24 protein-coding genes are annotated in these 20072 nt (G+C 61.6%); 15 read left to right on the forward strand and 9 right to left on the reverse strand.

The window, feature by feature from the left end:
• Positions 1–39 precede the first annotated feature (39 nt).
• Positions 40–648, forward strand: a complete 609-nt coding sequence (locus ADU59_RS20065; RefSeq protein WP_068955935.1) for a hypothetical protein — start codon at positions 40–42, stop codon at positions 646–648.
• On the opposite strand, the gene ADU59_RS20070 is transcribed toward ADU59_RS20065, so the two are convergent.
• From ADU59_RS20070 to hslV, 4 genes are all read right to left on the reverse strand, one after another.
• On the reverse strand, positions 611–2005 hold the full coding sequence (locus ADU59_RS20070) for a cytochrome P450 (RefSeq protein ID WP_068955936.1): 1395 nt from the start codon (positions 2003–2005) through the stop codon (positions 611–613). The two genes, ADU59_RS20065 and ADU59_RS20070, sit on opposite strands and share 38 nt — an antisense overlap.
• 95 nt (positions 2006–2100) lie before the next feature.
• Positions 2101–3051 carry a DUF1402 family protein gene (locus tag ADU59_RS20075; protein ID WP_068955937.1) on the reverse strand — a complete coding sequence of 317 codons (951 nt, stop codon included), beginning with the start codon at positions 3049–3051 and terminating at the stop codon, positions 2101–2103.
• 180 nt (positions 3052–3231) lie between these two features.
• Positions 3232–4539: an ATP-dependent protease ATPase subunit HslU gene (gene hslU / locus ADU59_RS20080; protein WP_068955938.1), complete on the reverse strand. Its 1308-nt coding sequence runs from the start codon at positions 4537–4539 to the stop codon at positions 3232–3234.
• A 45-nt stretch (positions 4540–4584) separates the two neighbouring features.
• Entirely contained in the window at positions 4585–5109 is a 525-nt protein-coding gene (gene hslV, locus ADU59_RS20085; RefSeq protein ID WP_068955939.1) for an ATP-dependent protease subunit HslV, read from the reverse strand.
• A 226-nt stretch (positions 5110–5335) separates the two neighbouring features.
• Here hslV and hisB point away from each other — a divergent pair, with 226 nt between their 5' ends.
• The 7 genes from hisB to coaA are packed head-to-tail and all read left to right on the forward strand — an operon-like array spanning position 5336 to position 9952.
• A complete protein-coding gene (hisB, locus tag ADU59_RS20090; protein ID WP_068955940.1) occupies positions 5336–5944 on the forward strand; it encodes an imidazoleglycerol-phosphate dehydratase HisB in 609 nt (202 codons plus the stop codon).
• A gap of 27 nt (positions 5945–5971) precedes the next feature.
• Positions 5972–6448: a DUF2628 domain-containing protein gene (locus tag ADU59_RS20095; protein ID WP_068955941.1), complete on the forward strand. Its 477-nt coding sequence runs from the start codon at positions 5972–5974 to the stop codon at positions 6446–6448.
• Complete coding sequence (gene hisH / locus ADU59_RS20100; RefSeq protein WP_068955942.1) at positions 6448–7098, forward strand: imidazole glycerol phosphate synthase subunit HisH; 651 nt, start codon at positions 6448–6450, stop codon at positions 7096–7098. Before ADU59_RS20095 ends, hisH begins: the two co-directional genes overlap by 1 nt.
• Before the next feature lies 1 nt (position 7099).
• Positions 7100–7843: a 1-(5-phosphoribosyl)-5-[(5-phosphoribosylamino)methylideneamino]imidazole-4-carboxamide isomerase gene (gene hisA / locus ADU59_RS20105; RefSeq protein WP_068955943.1), complete on the forward strand. Its 744-nt coding sequence runs from the start codon at positions 7100–7102 to the stop codon at positions 7841–7843.
• Complete coding sequence (gene hisF, locus ADU59_RS20110) at positions 7840–8616, forward strand: imidazole glycerol phosphate synthase subunit HisF (protein ID WP_068955944.1); 777 nt, start codon at positions 7840–7842, stop codon at positions 8614–8616. The genes hisA and hisF overlap by 4 nt, the downstream gene beginning before the upstream one ends.
• Positions 8617–8635: 19 nt before the next feature.
• Positions 8636–8950, forward strand: coding sequence for a phosphoribosyl-ATP diphosphatase (locus ADU59_RS20115; RefSeq protein WP_068955945.1), 315 nt, complete (start codon positions 8636–8638; stop codon positions 8948–8950).
• A gap of 6 nt (positions 8951–8956) precedes the next feature.
• Positions 8957–9952, forward strand: a complete 996-nt coding sequence (gene coaA, locus ADU59_RS20120; RefSeq protein WP_068955946.1) for a type I pantothenate kinase — start codon at positions 8957–8959, stop codon at positions 9950–9952.
• 3 nt (positions 9953–9955) lie between these two features.
• Here the strand turns inward: coaA and ADU59_RS20125 are convergent, their stop codons facing one another.
• The 5 genes from ADU59_RS20125 to ADU59_RS20145 all read right to left on the reverse strand — a co-directional run bounded on the left by ADU59_RS20125 (position 9956) and on the right by ADU59_RS20145 (position 13760).
• A complete protein-coding gene (locus tag ADU59_RS20125) occupies positions 9956–10567 on the reverse strand; it encodes an alpha-ketoglutarate-dependent dioxygenase AlkB family protein (RefSeq protein ID WP_068955947.1) in 612 nt (203 codons plus the stop codon).
• 7 nt (positions 10568–10574) lie between these two features.
• Entirely contained in the window at positions 10575–11015 is a 441-nt protein-coding gene (locus tag ADU59_RS20130) for a hypothetical protein (protein WP_068955948.1), read from the reverse strand.
• A gap of 2 nt (positions 11016–11017) precedes the next feature.
• Complete coding sequence (gene lysM, locus ADU59_RS20135; RefSeq protein WP_068955949.1) at positions 11018–11488, reverse strand: peptidoglycan-binding protein LysM; 471 nt, start codon at positions 11486–11488, stop codon at positions 11018–11020.
• An 87-nt stretch (positions 11489–11575) separates the two neighbouring features.
• Entirely contained in the window at positions 11576–12010 is a 435-nt protein-coding gene (gene arfB / locus ADU59_RS20140) for an alternative ribosome rescue aminoacyl-tRNA hydrolase ArfB (RefSeq protein WP_068955950.1), read from the reverse strand.
• A gap of 139 nt (positions 12011–12149) precedes the next feature.
• Positions 12150–13760, reverse strand: a complete 1611-nt coding sequence (locus tag ADU59_RS20145) for a phosphoenolpyruvate carboxykinase (protein WP_068955951.1) — start codon at positions 13758–13760, stop codon at positions 12150–12152.
• A gap of 341 nt (positions 13761–14101) precedes the next feature.
• Here ADU59_RS20145 and ADU59_RS20150 point away from each other — a divergent pair, with 341 nt between their 5' ends.
• The 7 genes from ADU59_RS20150 (at position 14102) to ADU59_RS30700 (ending at position 20028) form a co-directional block, all read left to right on the forward strand.
• Complete coding sequence (locus ADU59_RS20150) at positions 14102–14833, forward strand: response regulator transcription factor (protein WP_193427096.1); 732 nt, start codon at positions 14102–14104, stop codon at positions 14831–14833.
• A 262-nt stretch (positions 14834–15095) separates the two neighbouring features.
• Entirely contained in the window at positions 15096–16850 is a 1755-nt protein-coding gene (locus ADU59_RS20155; protein ID WP_244506472.1) for a sensor histidine kinase, read from the forward strand.
• A complete protein-coding gene (locus ADU59_RS20160; protein ID WP_068955954.1) occupies positions 16847–17314 on the forward strand; it encodes an HPr kinase/phosphorylase in 468 nt (155 codons plus the stop codon). The genes ADU59_RS20155 and ADU59_RS20160 overlap by 4 nt, the downstream gene beginning before the upstream one ends.
• Positions 17315–17459: 145 nt before the next feature.
• Entirely contained in the window at positions 17460–17861 is a 402-nt protein-coding gene (locus ADU59_RS20165; protein ID WP_068955955.1) for a PTS sugar transporter subunit IIA, read from the forward strand.
• Positions 17862–17874: 13 nt separating this feature from the next.
• Positions 17875–18147, forward strand: a complete 273-nt coding sequence (locus tag ADU59_RS20170; protein ID WP_068955956.1) for an HPr family phosphocarrier protein — start codon at positions 17875–17877, stop codon at positions 18145–18147.
• Positions 18148–18338: 191 nt separating this feature from the next.
• Positions 18339–19739, forward strand: a complete 1401-nt coding sequence (ahcY, locus tag ADU59_RS20175; RefSeq protein ID WP_068955957.1) for an adenosylhomocysteinase — start codon at positions 18339–18341, stop codon at positions 19737–19739.
• Positions 19740–19779: 40 nt separating this feature from the next.
• A complete protein-coding gene (locus ADU59_RS30700; RefSeq protein ID WP_158515741.1) occupies positions 19780–20028 on the forward strand; it encodes a hypothetical protein in 249 nt (82 codons plus the stop codon).
• The last annotated feature ends 44 nt before the right edge of the window (positions 20029–20072 follow it).

Raw genomic sequence — 20072 nt, forward strand, 5'->3', positions numbered from 1 at the left:
TCGGCCGGAGCGACAGCGCCGGCAGGGAGGATCAATCGCATGACCCGTTTCTCAATGCTCTTGCTGGCGCTTGCGGGCTGCGCTGCCCTCGCCGGCCCCGCATTGGCGCAGGACGCCGGAGACGAGGAAGACTACAAGCCGGTGCTTCCCGATGTGGCGATCTACAAGGCGATGCTCGACGCCAACAAGGTGAGCGGCTGGATCCAGTTCCGCAACTACGACGACAGGCAGCTGATCTATTTCACTGCGCTGCAGACGATGCATTGCCGCCTGTCGGAAATCCGCTATTCGATCAATTCCGATGCGCTCGACAAACGCTTTCCGCTCGGCGCCTGCAATCCGCAGATCCCGTTCAACCTGCCCGAGGATAGTACCAATAAATACATCTACATCTCGCTGCCGGCCGGAGAGGTGAAAACGCTGGCCATCCAGGCCGTCTGGGACGATGGCGCGGGCAGCGAGATCGTCGTCTACAAACCCTGCGAGGGCGTCGGTGACGCAACCTGTGCGGCGATCAAGACCATCAAGAAGCCGAAGAAGCAGCTGCAGGAGCCGGTGCCGTCGGATTCGCCGATCCGCGCCGTGCAATCGCAAACGCCGGGCAAGACCTTTACCGAGCCGTCACCCTCATCGGCAGCCCGCCCCTAGGCTGCGTGGTCAGCCGCTGCACCGGCCAGGGTTTTGTCTCCGGCGTCACGTCGAACCGGAACCGCTTCATCAGGACGCCGAGCGCGATCACCGCCTCCTGCAGCGCGAACGTCGCGCCGATGCAGATGCGCGGGCCTGCGCCGAACGGCAGGTACTGGAAGCGGTGCAGCTTGTCGCGATTTTCCGGCAGGAAACGTTCCGGCATGAAGGCGCGCGGCTTTTCCCAGTAGAGCGCATGGCGGTGCAGCGTCCAGGGCATGACCAGCACCGAGATGCCCTTGGGAATATCCACCCGCTCGCCCTCCGGCGAGGTCCAGGAATCCGCCCTGATCGCCGCCCGGTTGATCGAGGGCGCCGGCGGATAGAGCCGCATGGCCTCCTCGAAGGAGGCGCGCACATGCGGCATCAGATCCAGCCAGTCCACCGGTTCGGCTCCGCTCGACAGCACCGCGTCGATCTCCGCCTCCATGTTCTCGCGCACATGCGAGGAGTTGGCGACGCAATAGAGCGTCCAGGCGAGCGCCCGTGCCGTCGTCTCGTGTCCAGCACCGATGAAAGTCAGGATATTGTCGGCGATTTCGTCGGTCGAAAGACCCTGTGGCCGCTCCAGCTGCAACAGCAGGGTGAGGAAATCCTGCGGCGCCGCGTCCGGGTCCGAGCGCATCAGCGCCCGCCGCTGGTCCATGGTCTTGGCAACGATCGACTGGAACTCCGCCATCACCCTGGCGCCGCCGATGCGGGTCAGCCGCGGCACCCAGGACGGCGCCAGCATCAGGTCCATCGGATCGACGCGGCCCATCCGGTGCAGCAGCCGTTCGACGCTGTCGGCAAACCCCTCGGTCTCGGCGGCAATCTGCCCGGAAAACAGCGTCTCCGAGAGGATTTCATAGGTCAGCTCGGTCATGTCGTTGGCGATATTGACGATCGACCCCATGGTCGCCACTTCGTCGTACTTCGCAGTGTATTCCTCGGTCTTCGACAGCATCTTGGCGGCAAAGCCGCGCGCATGGCGCGGCGTGAATACCGGCGCCATGGCCTTGCGCGACCGCTTCCAGACCTCGCCCTCGGCCGTCAGCAGCCCGTCGCGCAGAATCGGCCGCAGAATGAGGCGCCGCACCTTCGACATCTCGTAATTGGCGGCATTCTCGACCAGAATGTAGCGGATGAGGTTCGGGTCGTTGACGATCAGGGTGCGCTGATTGACGAACTTGGTGTCGATCCAGGGCAATGTGTAGGAAGGCTCGCCCCAGAGCTCCAGCGGATTGCGCATCGCGGTGCGGATGATCTGGAGACGCGACGGCGGCACCGTGCGCGGGATCGGCGCGGGTGGTTCGAAAGGTTCGGGTCTCATGTCCATGGACTATCCTTCCGGGCGCCGCCGCAGGCGGGCGGCTCCAATGGCCAACCGTCGCATGGCCACCCTTGCATGAAGGTGTGGCTATTTCAGGAAAGCTAGAGAAGCGCCTTCAGTTCGGCCAGCTTGTCGTTGACCAGCCAGCCGTAATAATTTTCCTCGGGCCAAATTGTACCGCCGCCGTTATTTTTCGCCGCGAGTGCTGCGGCACGCTGGTCCGGGTTGCCGACATTGTAGAGCGTCGCGGTGATGCCGGGATTGTTGGAGATGTCCATGCCGGCGATCGACTTGTACGCGTCGATCGAGTGGCGGATCGCCGCCGCAACATAGGCAATCGACTGATCGGGATCCATGATCGCCTTGTAGACGCCGGCGGCATCCTTTTCATCCAGCGCTTCATAGCCGGACACGCGCGACACCGTATCGGTCAGCATCAGGGCTGTCAGCGGATTGAGCTGGCCAAGACCGAATGTCTGGCCGGCGTAAAACGGCTGGAAAAACACCGCGCTGAAACGGTTGTCGGGATAGGAATTGCCGGCAACGGTATGACCGCGGAAGACCGCGTCCCACACGTTTTCACGGCAGCTCCAGAGCGCATAGGAGCCCTTCTTGCCGGCGCATCTGGAAAACTCCGGACGCGCCACGAAATCGGCAACCGTCTCGCCCTCGTAGGCGAAACGGAAGCTGTCGCCGGCATAGGCGGCCGCCTTCACGTAATAGGACTGCAGCCGGTCATAGGCGTCGACATTGTAGGTATGCTCGCCGACGATGGCGCCGACGATATGGATCGGATCGATACCATAGGCGCGCGCCGTCGATTTGATCTTGCCCATCAGCTTGCCGTCGCTGGCAAGAAGATTGCGTACCTTCTCATATTTCGCATCGAAGGACGTCTTGCCCGCCTTGGTGCGCCGCAGCGACGCTCCCGGTACGTTCGGCTGCTCCTGGTACCGGTTCCCGGCGGGTACGACCCGAATGCCATCCGCCATGGCCGGACCGGTCACGAGAATCATTCCCGCGATAAGAAGCATATGAACGATGGCGCGCACGATCTGTTTCCTGTGAACCTGTCATGACTGGCTGGATGCGCCGGGACGCATGCGGCAAAATCGTGTCGGAATCATGCCCGGCACGGACACAGGCTTATCGCGTGCAGCCTCCAGACACAACCAAGGGCACCTGTCGCGTGACAGATGCCCTCTTTAACCTTTGAACCGCAGCGCCCGCCTTTACAGGATGTAGCGCGACAGGTCGGTATTGGCGGCGAGATCGCCGACATGCTTCTTCACGTATTCCGCATCGATCTTCAGCGATTCGCCGGACTTGTCCGGGGCCGCATAGGAGATCTCGTCGAGAACACGCTCCATCACCGTCTGCAGGCGCCGCGCGCCGATATTTTCGACGCTCGTATTGAGCATGACGGCGACATCGGCCAGTGCATCGAGCGCGTCGTCGGTGAAATCGAGACTGACGCCTTCGGTTTCCAGAAGCGCCTTGTACTGGCGGATCAGGCTGACTTCGGTTTCCGTCAGGATGCGGCGGAAGTCTTCCTTGGTCAGCGCCTTCAGCTCGACGCGGATCGGCAGGCGGCCCTGCAATTCCGGCAGGAGGTCCGAAGGCTTCGCGACATGGAAGGCGCCGGATGCGATGAACAGGATATGGTCGGTCTTGACCGGTCCATATTTGGTCGCAACCGTCGTGCCCTCGACCAGCGGCAGAAGATCGCGCTGCACGCCTTCACGTGAAACACCGGCCCCCATGCCGCCATCGCGCGCGGCGATCTTGTCGATCTCGTCGAGGAAGACGATGCCGTCGTTTTCGGCCGAGCGCACGGCCTCGCGCTGGATCTCGTCGTTGTCGAGCAGCTTGTCGGATTCGTCGTTGATCAGGATGCCGTAGCTCTCCTTGACCGTCGAGCGCACCTTCTTGGTGCGCGGGCCCATGGCCTTGCCGAACATTTCCGACAGATTGAGCACGCCGATATTGGCGCCCGGCATGCCGGGGATTTCGAAGCCGCCGCCGGGTGTCGCCGTATCGGCGATCTCGATGTCGATTTCCTTGTCGTCCAGTTCGTTGGCGCGCAGCTTCTTGCGGAAACTGTCACGCGTCGCAGGCGATGCGGTGGCGCCGACCAGCGCGTCAAGCACACGCTCCTCGGCGTTCAGATGCGCCTTGGCCTTGACGTCGGCGCGCTTCTTCTCGCGCACGAGACCGATGCCGACCTCGACGAGATCGCGGATGATCTGCTCGACATCGCGGCCGACATAGCCGACTTCGGTGAATTTCGTCGCTTCGACCTTGATGAAGGGCGCACCGGCCAGCTTGGCGAGGCGGCGGGAGATTTCCGTCTTGCCGACGCCGGTCGGTCCGATCATCAGAATATTCTTCGGCATCACTTCGTCGCGCAGCTCGTCATCGAGCTGCTGGCGGCGCCAGCGGTTGCGCAAGGCGATCGCGACAGCGCGTTTGGCATCGTGCTGGCCGATGATGAACCGGTCGAGCTCCGATACGATTTCACGGGGTGAAAATGTGGTCATGGTCTTCTTTCAAAAATACGCCGGTTACGCTGAACTGCTTCGCGGTTATGCGGCATCGATCTTTTCGACGATGATGTTGCCATTGGTATAGACGCAGATGTCGGCGGCAATTTCCATCGAGCGGCGGGCGATCTCTTCGGCCGTCTTGTCCGAATCCATCAGCGCCCGCGCGGCGGCGAAGGCATAGTTGCCGCCCGAACCGATGGCGATCGTGCCATGTTCGGGTTCAAGCACGTCGCCATTGCCGGTGATCGCCAGCGTGATCGACTTGTCGGCGACCAGCATCATCGCTTCCAGATTGCGCAGATACTTGTTGGTGCGCCAGTCCTTGGCAAGCTCGACGGCGGCGCGCATCAGCTGGTCCGGATATTGCTCGAGCTTGGCTTCGAGCCGCTCCAGAAGCGTAAACGCATCGGCGGTGGCGCCGGCAAATCCGGCGATCACCTCGCCCTTGCCAAGACGGCGCACCTTGCGGGCATTGCCCTTCATCACGGTCTGGCCGAGGCTCACCTGGCCATCACCTGCCATCACCACCTGTCCGCCCTTCCGGACGGTAATAATCGTTGTCATGAAAACTCACCTTGCCCGGCCGCCGGGCCCTTTCGAAGGGCCGGACGTCGGCCCTGTTGAAGCCTATGTAAGAGCGCTTTTGCAGATTGCAAATAGCCCACCATCCCGGTTCCCCGTGGTGCTTTGATCCGGCTGGGTTTCGCGCCCGCGAGAATCATGGCGGCAGTTCTGGATATTTCACCCACCGCCTGTTATGGAGCGGCTCTGTACCATTCTGGAGAACCTGATGGCCGACCAGCAACCCACCCGCACCGGCAGCGTTTCGCGCAAGACCAACGAAACCTCGGTGACCGTGTCCGTCAATATCGACGGCACCGGAACGTCGCGGATCTCGACCGGCGTCGGCTTTTTCGACCATATGCTGGAGCAGCTTTCCCGCCATTCGCTGATCGACATGGACATCGTCGCCGACGGCGACCGGCATGTGGACGATCATCACACGGTGGAAGACACGGGCATCGCCATCGGCCAGGCGCTTTCCAAGGCGCTCGGAGACCGGCGCGGCATCACCCGCTATGCCTCTCTCGATCTGGCCATGGACGAGACCATGACCCGCGCCGCCGTCGATGTCTCCGGCCGGCCGTTTCTCGTCTGGAACGTCGCCTTCTCGGCGCCCAAGATCGGCACCTTCGATACAGAACTGGTGCGCGAGTTTTTCCAGGCGCTCGCCCAGCACGGCGGCATCACGCTGCATGTGCAGAACATCTACGGCGCCAACAACCATCATATCTCCGAAACCTGCTTCAAGGCCGTTGCCCGCGTGCTTCGCACGGCAACAGAGATCGATCCGCGCCAGGCAGGCCGCGTTCCTTCGACCAAGGGAACGCTGGTCTGATCCGGCCTTTATTGAAAGTTGGCTGATATGGCCTCCTATCTGGTTCTGACATCTCCCGGCGCTCTGAAGAGCGACGAAAATGCACGGTTCATCGCCGACAAGTTTTCCTGGCTGGCCTTCGTCTTTCCGGCGATCTGGCTGCTGTTCCAGCGCCAATGGATTGCCGGCATTACCGTCGCCATCCTGCAAGGGCTCATCGCCTTTGCAATCCCCGAACCAAGCCTGGCGGGATTGCTGATCGAACTGGCTTTACGCCTGCTGGTTGCCCTGGAAGGCTCCGCCTTTATTGTCCAACGCCTGCAATCCAGAGGCTGGACGCTGCAGTCGATTGTCACCGCCGGCGACCTGGCCACCGCCGAAATGATCTATGACCACGCCACGGCCACCGATGGGACAACCGAAGGCGAAGCCATCTGGCAACCGCCGGTGCTGCCGGCTGCGGTAGCAAGGCCTGCCGATGGCCGCACGGCTGTCGGCCTGTTTGAAAATTATGGAGAACGCTGATGCGCGTTGCGATCATCGACTACGGATCCGGCAATCTGCGCTCGGCAACGAAAGCCTTCGAGCGCGCCGCGCGTGAAGCCGGCATCGACGCGGAGATCGAGCTCACCGACAAGGCCGATCGCGTCGCCAGCGCCGACCGCATCGTGCTGCCCGGCGTCGGCGCCTATGCCGATTGCCGCCGCGGTCTCGACGCCGTCGATGGCATGCAGCAGGCGCTGATCGACGCGGTGGAGACATCCGGCCGGCCGTTCCTCGGCATTTGCGTCGGCATGCAGCTGATGTCGTCACGCGGGCTGGAAAAGACCACCACGCAGGGGTTCGGCTGGATCAAGGGTGATGTCACGGAGATGGTCCCTTCCGATCCGGCGCTGAAAATCCCGCAGATCGGCTGGAACACGCTGGAGCTTGCCAAGCCGCATCCGCTGTTTTCCGGCATCAGGACCGGCGAGGACGGGCTGCATGCCTATTTTGTCCATTCCTATCATCTCGCCGTCGAAAATCCGGACGACCTGATCGCCACGACTACCTATGGCGGCGCGGTGACGGCATTCGTCGCCAGCGGCAACAGGGCCGGTGCGCAGTTCCATCCGGAAAAGAGCCAGACGCTCGGCCTCGCCCTCATTTCCAATTTCCTGTGCTGGAAGCCCTGACATGATCCTTTTTCCCGCCATCGACCTCAAAGACGGCCAGTGCGTTCGCCTCAAGCTTGGCGACATGGAGCAGGCGACCGTCTACAATCCCGACCCCGGCGCCCAAGCCAAGGCCTTCGAGGACCAGGGGTTCGAATGGCTGCATGTGGTCGATCTCAACGGTGCCTTTGCCGGCGAGACCGTCAATGGTGCTGCCGTCGATGCGATCCTGAAATCGACGAAAAACCCGGTGCAGCTCGGCGGCGGCATCCGCACACTCGATCATATCGAAAACTGGCTGTCGCGCGGCCTTGCCCGCGTCATTCTCGGCACCGTCGCGGTGCGCGATCCCGCGCTGGTGATCGAAGCCTGCCGGACATTCCCCGGCAAGGTCGCCGTCGGTATCGACGCCAAGGGCGGCAAGGTGGCGGTGGAAGGCTGGGCGGAAGCCTCCGAACTCGGCGTCATCGAACTGGCGCAGAAATTCGAGGGAGCCGGCGTTTCGGCGATTATCTATACCGACATCGACCGCGACGGCATCTTGACCGGCATCAACTGGGATTCGACGCTGGAGCTGGCCGATGCCGTCTCCATTCCCGTCATCGCCTCGGGCGGCCTTGCCTCGATGGACGACATCCGCCGCATGGTTCAGCCGGATGCGGCAAAGCTCGAAGGCGCGATTTCCGGCCGGGCGCTCTATGACGGGCGCATCGATCCGGCCGAAGCGCTGGCGCTCATTCGTGGCAGACAGGGAGAAGCGGCATGACCCTCAAAGCCCGCGTTATCCCCTGCCTCGACGTGAAAGACGGCCGTGTCGTCAAGGGTGTCAGCTTTCTCGATCTGATCGATGCCGGTGATCCCGTCGAATCGGCCAAGGCCTATGATGCCGCCGGTGCCGACGAGCTTTGTTTCCTCGATATCACGGCCTCCTCCGACAATCGCGACACGATCTTCGACGTCGTTGCCCGCACGGCCGACCACTGCTTCATGCCGCTGACCGTTGGCGGTGGCGTGCGCGCGGTCGCCGATATCCGCAAGCTGCTGCTCGCCGGTGCCGACAAGGTGTCGATCAATTCGGCGGCTGTCAGCAATCCGGATTTTGTCGCCGAAGCGGCCGACAAGTTCGGCAACCAGTGCATTGTCGTGTCGATCGATTCCAAGAAAGTGTCCAAGCCCGGTGAGGAAGACCGCTGGGAAATCTTCACCCATGGCGGCCGGCAGGCAACCGGCATCGATGCCGTGAGCTTTGCCGAGAAAATGGTGAAGCTCGGCGCCGGCGAGCTGCTTTTGACCTCGATGGATCGCGACGGCTCGAAGAGCGGCTACGATATCGCGCTGACCCGCACGATCGCCGATCGTGTGTCCGTGCCGGTCATCGCCTCGGGCGGCGTCGGGACGCTCGATCACATGGTCGAGGGCATTCGCGACGGCCACGCGACGGCGGTGCTGGCTGCCTCGATCTTCCATTTCGGCACCTATAGCATCGGCGAGGCCAAGCGCTATATGGCAGAGCATGGCATTGCCATGCGGCTCGACTGAGCGTGAGGACCTGAAGCTGATGAGCGATTTCACCCTTTCCGATCTCGAAGCGATCGTTGCTGCGCGGGCAAAGGCCTCGCCGGATGAATCCTGGACGGCCAAGCTGGTCGCGCATGGGCAGGCGAAAGCTGCCAAGAAGCTCGGGGAAGAGGCCGTCGAAACGGTGATCGCCGCCATCAGCAACGATCGCGCCAATCTCGTCGCGGAAAGTGCCGATCTGATCTATCATCTGATGGTCGTATTGAAAATTGCTGATATTCCGTTGCAGGATGTGATGAACGAGCTCGAGCGGCGCACCAGCCAGTCGGGGCTCCAGGAAAAGGCAAGCCGGTAGACGTTCATGACCATCGCCGCAAAAGACATCGCACCGGCCGATATTCCGGATCATTTCGACAACAAGGACTATTCGCCCTACCGTTTCTTCTCGGCGGAGGAATGGTCGCATTTCCGGGCCGACACGCCCCTGACGCTGACGGCGGACGAGGTGCACCGGCTGCGCTCGCTCAACGACCCGATCGATCTCAGCGAAGTGCGGCGCATCTACCTGTCGCTGTCGCGCCTGCTGTCGACGCATGTCGAATCCTCGCAGATGCTGTTTGCCCAGCGCCAGCGGTTCCTCAGCATGTCCAACGATGCGAAGACCCCCTTCGTCATCGGCATTGCCGGCTCGGTTGCCGTCGGCAAATCGACGACGGCGCGTATTCTGGCCGAGCTTCTGTCGCGCTGGCCGTCGAGCCCGAAGGTCGATCTCGTCACCACCGACGGTTTTCTCTATCCCAATGCGACCTTGCTGCGGGAAAACATGATGGACCGCAAGGGCTTTCCCGAGAGCTACGACATCGGCGCGCTGTTGCGCTTCCTGTCGGCGATCAAGGCCGGCCAGCCGAACGTCAAGGCGCCGTCCTACTCGCATTTGACCTATGACGTGCTGCCAGACCAGTTCCAGACCGTCGACCGGCCGGATATCCTGATCTTCGAAGGTATCAACGTGCTGCAATCGCGCAACCTGCCGGCCGATGGCAAGATCGTGCCGATGGTCTCGGATTTCTTCGATTTCTCGATCTATATCGATGCCGAGGAAAGCCTGATCCACACGTGGTATGTCAACCGCTTCATGCGCCTGCGCCAGACCGCCTTCCGCAACCCGGATTCCTTCTTCAAGCGCTATGCGGAGGTGAGCGAGGAGGAGGCCCTGACGATCGCCGAGGGGCTCTGGCAGAATATCAATCTGAAAAACCTGCGCCAGAACATCCTGCCGACACGGCCGCGCGCCGACCTGATCCTGCAGAAGGGGCCGAACCACCTCACCGAGACGGTGGCGCTGCGCAAACTCTGACGCTCACGCCGTGACGCGGCGAAGCGTCAGGTTGATGCGGCCGCCGTTCTTCAGAAGCGTCGAGGTGCCGGGATAAATTTTGTCGACGCCGTGAAAGGCAAGCCGACCCTCGCCGCCCAGCACGACGACATCGCCGCTCGACAGCTTGAACGACAGGGTGCCGTCGCTCCGCTCACGCCCGCCGACCCGAAACAGACAGCTGTCTCCGAGCGAAATCGACACAACCGGCGTTTCCAGATCCTGTTCGTCGCGGTCCTGATGCAGGCCCATGCGGGCATCATCCGCGTAGAAATTGACGAGGCAGGCTTCCGGCTGCTTCGAGGTTCCAGAGACCGTGCGCCAAATCTCGAGAAGCGCATCGGGGATTGCAGGCCAGGGATTGCCGGTGACCGGATGGAGCGGTTGATAGCGGTAGCCGCGCTCCTTGTCCGTGACCCAGCCAAGCGGACCGCAATTGGTCATGCGCACCGACATCGGCTTTCCGGTCTTCGGCATGGCCGGCACGAACAGCGGAGCCTGCGCCACGACAGCACGTATATGTTCGACCAGCGCTTCCTGCTTCTCGCGATCGAGAAAACCCGGAAGATGCCGGATCCCCTTTGGCAGCACCCGCATCGAAACGCTATTCCAGCCCGAGGATCGCCGGCGGCACGCCGTAGCGCTGCTGCCAACCGGCATAGCCGACATCGGTCGGGCCGACCATATGATCGATCAGATTCCAGCGGCCGGACTGGAAGCTCATCAGGCCATAGACCGTCAGCCCGTCCATCACGTCGGCGTCTCCGGCAAAGCCGGTTTCTTCCTGATCGATCACCCCGCCGCCCGGCCGCAACGGCTCAGCCTGGACGAAGGCCCAGTTGGGCGAGGCGCGGATGACCGTCACCACGAATTCGACGGGGCCGCTCATTTCCGCCTCGACGGCGGGGCGCAGGGTATCGAGGATCGCCGCACGCTCCGCCGAGCCCTTGGCGGGCTCGCGAAACGCCTGGCCCAGCGCAGGTCCGCTGAAAGCCGTCATCACGACGGCACAGAAAACCAGCAGACCCGCGCCAAGCCTTGTCATGATCAGGTCAGATCCGGAATACGCAGCACCTGGCCGGGATAGATCTTGTCCGGATGCGTCAGCATCGGCTTGTTGGCTTCGAAGATGGCGGTGTTCTTGGCACCCTTGCCCTTGCCATATTGGGCTTCGGCGATCTTCCAGAGATTGTCGCCCTTCTTCACCGTATAGAACACCGGGGTCTTTGCCGCCGCCGGCGTCGCGGTCGCAGTTTCGGCAACCTTGAGGTCCGATGCTTCGACCTTCGAAACGCCCAGCGTATTGCCGACGGCGACCACGGCCTTTTCGAAGGCCGACTGATCCTTCACGACACCGGTGAGCACGATCTTGTCGCCCTGGACCGCGACATCCACCTTGTCGGTCCCAAGATCATGGGAGGACAGTTCCTTTTTCACCGCTTCGACATCCGGCGCATCGTCATCGCCGCCGATGCCGAGCTTCTTGCCGGCATTCTTGATAAAGCTGAACAGACCCATGGCGCATCACTCCTTTTGCCAGTTTCTCCAACCCTAACAGAGTGCACTGACCGGGAAAAAACAAGGCCTGCGTGAAAATTGCAGGCCTTAATCGTTTTGCGGACGCCCGCGCATCTTCTTGACTTCGCCGCGTCCGGTCTTTTCCTTCAGCCGCCGCTCGATCGAACCCTTGGTCGGCTTGGTCTTGCGGCGCGGCGGCGGCGGCGGCTCGGCGGCCTTGAGAATCAGTTCCTTCAGCCGTTCGCGCGCATCCTCGCGGTTGCGCTCCTGGCTGCGGAAACGGCTGGCTTCGATCATCAGCACGCCGTCCTTGGAAACTTTCCGCCCGGCAAGCTTGATGGCGTTCGCGCGCACCCGCTCCGGCAAGGCGGGCGAGGCCTGAATACCGTAGAACAGCTGAACCGCCGTCGAGACCTTGTTGACGTTCTGCCCGCCCGGGCCGCCGGCCAGCACGAATTGCTCCGTCAGCTCCCAGCCGGCGATGACGATGCGGTCGTTGATGTAAAGCGGATCGCTGGCCATGTCGTTTCATCCTTCCTCCGCTCTATCTCACAGGATGGCGTGCTTGAAAACGCGGCAAGCCTCCGGCAACGCAAAAACCCGGCACTTTCGCGCCGGGTTTCACGTGAATCATGGTCCGCAACCCTCTGTGAGGGCTGAATTATTCGGCTGCGAGCTTCACACCGGGTGCCGCATCGAGCACGCTGCCGTCGACATGGCTTTCGAACTTGGCGAAGTTACCGACGAACATATCGACCAGCTTGCGGGCCTGCGCGTCATAAGCAGCGCCATCGCTCCAGGTCGAGCGCGGATCGAGGATGCTGCTGTCGACGCCGGGTACGGCGACCGGCACGGCAAAGCCGAAATTGCTATCCGTGCGGAAGTCGGCGGAGGCGAGCGAACCATCGAGCGCGGCGGCCAGAAGTGCCCGCGTCGCCTTGATCGGCATGCGGTGCCCGGTGCCGTAGGCGCCGCCGGTCCAGCCGGTGTTGACCAGCCAGCAGTTGACGCCATGCTCGGCGATCAGCGCCTTCAGCAGGTTGCCGTATTCGGACGGATGGCGCGGCATGAACGGTGCGCCGAAGCAGGTCGAGAAGGTCGCTTCCGGCTCCGTCACACCCTTTTCGGTGCCCGCAACCTTGGCGGTGTAGCCGGACAGGAAGTGATACATGGCCTGATCGGGGGTCAGACGGGCGATCGGCGGCATGACGCCGAAGGCATCGGCCGTCAGCATGATGATCGTGCCGGGATGTCCGGCCGTTCCGCTCTTGCTGGCATTGGGAATGAAGTCCAGCGGATAGGCGCAGCGGGTGTTTTCGGTCAGCGAACCGTCATTGAAGTCCGGCTGGCGGTTTTCATCGAGAACGACGTTTTCCAGCACCGTGCCGAAGCGGCGGGTGGTCGCGAAGATTTCCGGCTCGGCTTCCGCCGACAGCCGGATGGTCTTGGCATAGCAGCCGCCTTCGAAATTGAAGATGCCGTCCTCACCCCAGCCATGTTCGTCGTCGCCGATCAGCGTGCGCTTGGGATCGGCCGACAGCGTCGTCTTGCCGGTGCCCGAAAGGCCGAAGAAAACGGCTGCGTCGCCATCCGGACCGACATTGGCGGAGCAATGCATCGGCATCACCCGTTTGGCCGGCAGCAGATAGTTGAGCATGGTAAAGACGGCCTTCTTCATCTCGCCGGCATAGGACGTGCCGCCGATCAGGATGATGCCCTTGGTGAAGTTGCAGGCAATCACGGTCTCCGTGCGGCAACCGTGGCGGGCGGGATTACCCTTGAAATCCGGAAGATCGATAATCGTCAGCTTCGGCACGAAGGAGGCCAGCGCCGCCTTTTCCGGACGGATCAGCAGATTGCGGATGAACAGCGAGTGCCAGGCGAACTCGGTAATGACCCGCGTCGGCAGGGCGTTTTCCGCATCGGCGCCGCCGATCAGGTCCTGCGCATACAGCGATTTGCCCTTGGCGTGATCGAGCATGTCCTGATGCAGCACGGCGAAATGCTCCGGCGACATCGCATTGTTGTTGTCCCACCAGATCTCATCCGTGGTATTGTCATCGCGAACGACGAACTTGTCCTTCGGCGAGCGGCCGGTGTGCTGGCCCGTCAGGGCCCGCACGGCACCGTCCGCGGTCAGCTGCGCTTCGCTGCGGCGCAGGATTTCCTCATAGAGTTCAGCGGTGCCAAAGTTGTACCGAACCATGTCCAGGTTGGTGAAACCGATTGATTCCAGCCCAAGGGATGGGTTGCGAATGCCGAGTTCCTTCATGGTCCAGCTTTCCTCCGTGGTTTGCCGACAGAACATTGAATGTTAGCAACCATAAAAGGACAACGGCAAAAAGACAAGATTGCTGTCTTAAAAAATACAATGATTTCAGTATATTAATCGATTTAAAGGAAAATATCGCTTTTTTAATCGGTTGAATCGCGGCTTTTTGGATGATGTTTTTATGGCCAAACATGCCTCTTTGTGCCGGTCTCATTGCTTTTGCATTTTACTTCGCCACAATTTGTTCCACCTTTATACTCAAGAAACCCGTCGTACCGCAGCACAGGCCCGGACAATCGGGCTGGCCTCGGAGGCGCAGAGAAATGGTGGAGCCCTACACGATGCAGACGATTGCACTTGTCGATGACGACCGGAATATCCTCACCTCGGTGTCGATTGCACTGGAGGCGGAAGGCTACAAGGTCGAGACCTATACAGACGGTGCCTCGGCCCTCGACGGTCTTCTCGCCCGGCCGCCGCAGCTGGCGATCTTCGATATCAAGATGCCGCGCATGGACGGGATGGAGCTTCTGCGCCGCCTGCGCCAGAAGTCCGATATTCCGGTGATCTTCCTCACTTCCAAGGACGAGGAGATCGACGAGCTGTTCGGCCTGAAGATGGGCGCCGACGATTTCATCACCAAGCCGTTCTCACAGCGACTGCTGGTTGAGCGCGTCAAGGCGATCCTGCGCCGCTCGGCCAACCGCGAGGCCGCAGCCGCCGCCAACACTGCCGGCACCCCGAAGACGGCCGCCGACGTGCAGGCACGCTCGCTCGAGCGCGGCCAGCTGTCGATGGACCAGGAACGCCATACCTGCATGTGGAAGAACGAGCCGGTGACCCTGACGGTCACGGAATTCCTGATCCTGCATTCGCTGGCCCAGCGCCCCGGCGTGGTCAAGAGCCGCGATTCGCTGATGGATGCCGCCTATGACGAGCAGGTCTATGTCGACGACCGCACGATCGACAGCCACATCAAGCGGCTGCGCAAGAAGTTCAAGATGGTCGACAACGACTTCGACATGATCGAGACGCTCTACGGCGTCGGTTACCGGTTCCGCGAATCGGCCTGAGCTTGATCGATGGAGCCGATCTTGCATGCCCGCACCGGCATCGCACGAGACTCTGGGCGCAAGACTCTGGCATGGCCAGCGGCGGAGCTGTATGATAGGGCTCCGCGCCGAGGTGGATCGAAAAAGCGCGATCCCATCCTCATTGCCTTCGGGCGGACGGCAGCATGATCTGCCATTGAACGGCAGTCACATCTGCCATTGACATGCAGGAGCCGCGAAAGCGGGAGTTGAAGGCTTGGTCGAAGTCTTGCGAAACATCGATATGGATGACAGCGACGCGCGGCCGGCTTCCGGCCGCAAGTGGGCGCATCCCTTTACGTTGATTCGCCGCATCTTCGGCAACGCCGTCTTTTCCAGCCTGACGCGCCGCATCCTGTTCTTCAATCTTGTCGCGCTCGTCGTGCTTGTCGGCGGCATCATGTATCTCAACCAGTTCCGCGAGGGACTGATCGATGCCCGCGTCGAGAGCCTGTTGACGCAAGGCGAGATCATCGCCGGGGCGATCGCCGCCTCCGCCTCCGTCGATACCAACTCGATCACCATCGATCCGGAAAAACTGCTGGAGCTGCAGGCAGGCCAAAGCATCACGCCGCTGCCCAGCGACGAGGATCTCGAATTTCCAATCAATCAGGAACGGGTGGCGCCGGTTCTGAGGCGGCTGATCTCGCCGACCCGCACCCGCGCCCGCCTGTTCGATGCCGATGCCGACCTGCTGCTCGATTCCCGCCACCTTTACACCGGCGGCCAGGTGCTGCGTTTCGACCTGCCGCCGATCGAACCGGAAGCCGTCACTTGGTCGGAGCGGCTGAATTCCTGGTTCAACCGTGTCCTGCAGCCGGGCAACCTGCCGCTCTACAAGGAGCCGCCGGGCGGTAACGGCGCGATCTATCCCGAAGTCATGAACGCGCTGACCGGCGTGCGCGGCGCTGTCGTGCGCGTCACCGAAAAGGGCGAGCTGATCGTCTCGGTCGCCGTCCCCGTACAGCGGTTCCGCGCCGTTCTCGGCGTGCTGCTTCTGTCGACGCAGGCCGGCGATATCGACAAGATCGTCCATGCCGAACGCCTCGCCATCATCCGGGTCTTCGGCGTCGCGGCGCTCGTCAACGTCATCCTGTCGCTGCTGCTGTCGAGCACGATCGCCAATCCGCTGCGGCGCCTGTCCGCCGCTGCCATCCGCGTGCGCCGCGGCGGCGCCAAGGAGCGCGAGGAAATTCCGGATTTCTCCTCCCGCCAGGACGAGATCGGCAACCTGTCCGTTGCGCTGCGCGAAATGACTACGGCACTCTACGACCGCATCGCCGCGATCGAGAACTTTGCCGCCGATGTCAGCCACGAACTGAAGAACCCGCTGACCTCGCTGCGCAGCGCCGTCGAAACGCTGCCGCTCGCCCGCACGGACGATTCCAAGAAGCGGCTGATGGATGTCATCCAGCATGACGTGCGCCGTCTCGACCGGTTGATCAGCGATATTTCCGACGCGTCCCGGCTCGACGCCGAGCTTGCCCGCAGCGACGCCAAGGCCGTCGATCTGGAGAAGCTGCTCGGTGACCTCGTCGATATTTCCCGCCAGATCCGCAGCGGCAAGAAGGTGGTGCAGCTGAGCTTCGTCGTGGAGCGCAAAGACAATCCGAAGGCGCGCTTCGATGTCGGCGGCTATGAACTGCGCATCGGCCAGATCATCACCAATCTCATCGAGAATGCCCGTTCGTTCGTTCCGGACGAAGGCGGGCGCATCGTCCTGCGCCTGACCCGGACGCGCAGCCGCTGCATCATCTATATCGAGGACAACGGTCCCGGCATTCAGGCCGAGGATATCGATCGCATCTTCGAGCGCTTCTACACCGACCGGCCGGAGGGCGAGGATTTCGGCCAGAATTCCGGTCTCGGCCTGTCCATCTCCCGCCAGATCGCCGAGGCGCATGGCGGCTCGCTGAAGGCGGAGAACATGATGGACGCGGCCGGCAAGATCACCGGCGCCCGCTTCATCCTCTCGCTCCCGATCGAGAACCATTCGTGACGGGCCAGGCGGCCAACGTTCATGCCACTGCCGTGGTGCTTGGAACCCGCGGCTTCCTGTTCGTCGGCCCATCGGGTGCGGGCAAGACCACGCTGGCGCTCTCCTGCCTGACAGCGGCAAGGAATAGCGGGCTGTTTGCCGCCCTTGTTTCGGACGATCAGGTGCTGATCTCCATGCGCAACGGCAGGGCCGTCGCCCGCCGCCCCGCCTCGATCGCCGGGCTTGCCGAGATCCGCGGGGCCGGCATCGTTGCGGTCGAAAGCGTCCCGGCTGCGGTGATGGATTTTGCCATTCTGCCGGTCAAACCACCGTTTGAACCCCGCATGCCGCCGGAAAACGAGACGTTTCTGCTGCCTTCCGGCGATTTTTTACCGTTAAAACGTCTTCCTCTGGCAGAGGGCTTGAATTCCTTTGAAATTTTACGGCTTATTTTACCTCAAAATGCCGATTTTCAAGGACAATGATGCCTTTTGAGGCAGCAATTCTGGATTTTTAACTTGCACTTCGCCTTTTCCTTGCCAAGATGCACGCCCCAAAGGTGGACGAAATTGCTGCATTGCGATATCTGACCATCCTAAGATTTGCAGATGCAGTTGGAGCGAAGACACCATGATCGGACTTGTGCTTGTCACACACGGCAAGCTGGCTGAAGAGTTTCGTCATGCGCTGGAGCATGTCGTCGGTCCGCAAAAGTCAATCGAGACTGTCTGCATCGGTCCGGAAGATGACATGGATCAGCGCCGGCAGGATATTCTCCACGCGGTCCTTTCAGCCGACGAAGGCAATGGCGTCATCATCCTCACCGACATGTTCGGCGGCACGCCGTCCAATCTGGCGATCTCGGTGATGCAGAGCGGCACCGTCGAGGTCATTGCCGGCGTCAATCTTCCCATGCTGATCAAGCTGGCCGGTGTGCGCGGCGAAAGCGATATGGACAAGGCCCTCGTCGAAGCATCCGAAGCAGGCAGGAAATACATCAATGTCGCAAGCCGTGTCCTCAGTGGCAAATAGCGAGACGCCTGCAATGACGCTGTCCCGCGACCTGCTGATCGTCAACAAACGGGGGCTGCACGCCCGGGCGTCCGCCAAGTTCGTCCAGACGGTCGAAGGCTATGATGCCGAGATCCACGTCTCCAAGGACGGCATGACCGTTGGCGGCACCTCGATCATGGGCCTGATGATGTTGGCTGCCAGCACCGGCTGTTCGATCGCCGTCACCGCCAGCGGCCGTCAGGCGCTGGAAGCGCTCGATGCCCTCGATGCGCTGGTGGCCGACAAGTTCGGCGAAGAAATCTGATCTTTCCGCCCAATTCGCCCGAAGACATAAAGATATAAAGACCTCTTTATGTCCTGTTGCTCCTTTTCGCGTTTCCTGATAATTGAGGGACAAACTTCCCGCTGTCTGCGGGAAGCGCGAATTTCAGTGCGCCCTGCCCGGCCTGGCGAACGCGTCAGGCCTTCCTGCACGGCACCAGCCCGGAGACTTTCATGAGCACCAAGAACGACTATCTGGTTGCGGACATCGGCCTTGCCGATTTCGGCCGCAAGGAAATCACCATCGCCGAGACCGAAATGCCGGGCCTGATGGCCTGCCGCGAGGAATTCGGCACCACCAAGCCGCTGAAGGGTGCGCGCATCACCGGCTCGCTGCACATGACCATCCAGACGGCCGTGCTGATCGAGACGCTGGTTGCGCTTGGCGCCGAAGTCCGCTGGGCCTCCTGCAACATCTTCTCGACGCAGGACCATGCTGCCGCGGCCATCGCTGCCACCGGCGTTCCCGTCTTTGCGGTCAAGGGCGAAAGCCTGGAAGAATACTGGACCTACACGGACCAGATCTTCCAGTGGGCCGATGGCGGCGTTTCCAACATGATCCTCGATGACGGCGGCGACGCCACCATGTACATCCTGCTCGGCGCCCGCGCCGAAGCCGGCGAAGACGTTCTGTCGAAGCCTGAATCCGAGGAAGAAGAAATCCTCGTCGCCCAGATCAAGAAGCGCCTTGCCGCTTCGCCGGGCTGGTTCACCAAACAGCGCGATGCCATCAAGGGCGTGACGGAAGAAACCACCACCGGTGTCAACCGTCTCTACCAGCTGCATGCCAAGGGCCTGCTGCCCTTCCCGGCGATCAACGTTAACGATTCGGTTACCAAGTCGAAGTTCGACAACAAGTACGGCTGCAAGGAATCGCTGGTCGACGGTATCCGCCGCGGCACCGACGTGATGATGGCCGGCAAGGTTGCCGTCGTCTGCGGTTACGGCGATGTCGGCAAGGGTTCGGCCGCCTCGCTCTCCGGCGCCGGCGCCCGCGTCAAGGTGACGGAAGTCGATCCGATCTGCGCTCTGCAGGCCGCCATGGACGGGTATGAAGTCGTCCAGCTCGAAGACGTCGTCTCCTCCGCCGACATCTTCATCACCACGACCGGCAACAAGGACGTCATCCGCATGGACCACATGCGCGAGATGAAGGACATGGCGATCGTCGGCAATATCGGCCACTTCGACAACGAGATCCAGGTTTCCGCGCTGCGCAACCTGAAATGGACCAACGTCAAGCCGCAGGTCGACCTGATCGAATTCCCGAAGGGCAATCGCATGATCCTTCTGTCGGAAGGCCGCCTGCTCAACCTCGGCAATGCCACCGGCCATCCGTCCTTCGTCATGTCGGCTTCGTTCACCAACCAGACACTGGCGCAGATCGAACTGTTTACCAAGGGTGAGCAGTACGAAAAGGGCGTTCACATCCTGCCGAAGCACCTCGACGAAAAGGTCGCCCGTCTGCATCTGGCCAAGCTCGGCGCCAAGCTGACCGAACTTTCGCAGGAGCAGGCCAGCTATATCGGCGTGACGCCGCAGGGTCCGTTCAAGGCCGAACACTACCGGTACTGATCCTTACCCGGATAATCCACAACATATAGAGGCCGCGATCTTGACAAAAGATCGCGGCCTCTTTTTTTGCCTCGCCCTTCCCGACGATTCCCCGAAAGCGTATGTTTTTGGGACAATGATTCGTGACGAAGATGCGGAACAGACGCGTCGCGAATGGGGATGTCTTGCCGTTGAGGCGACAAACAGACGAAGACATGCCGGACTGCAATCGGAATTGAACGAGGCCTTGCTTTGGCGGGATTTCGATTTAGCACTGCGTGGCGATTTGCAACCGGACCAAAGATCTTGAACGGGGCTCGGCTGATAAGGTCGGGGCACGCTTCAAGGTGTTGA

The organism is Pararhizobium polonicum (assembly GCF_001687365.1).
Taxonomy (GTDB): domain Bacteria; phylum Pseudomonadota; class Alphaproteobacteria; order Rhizobiales; family Rhizobiaceae; genus Pararhizobium; species Pararhizobium polonicum.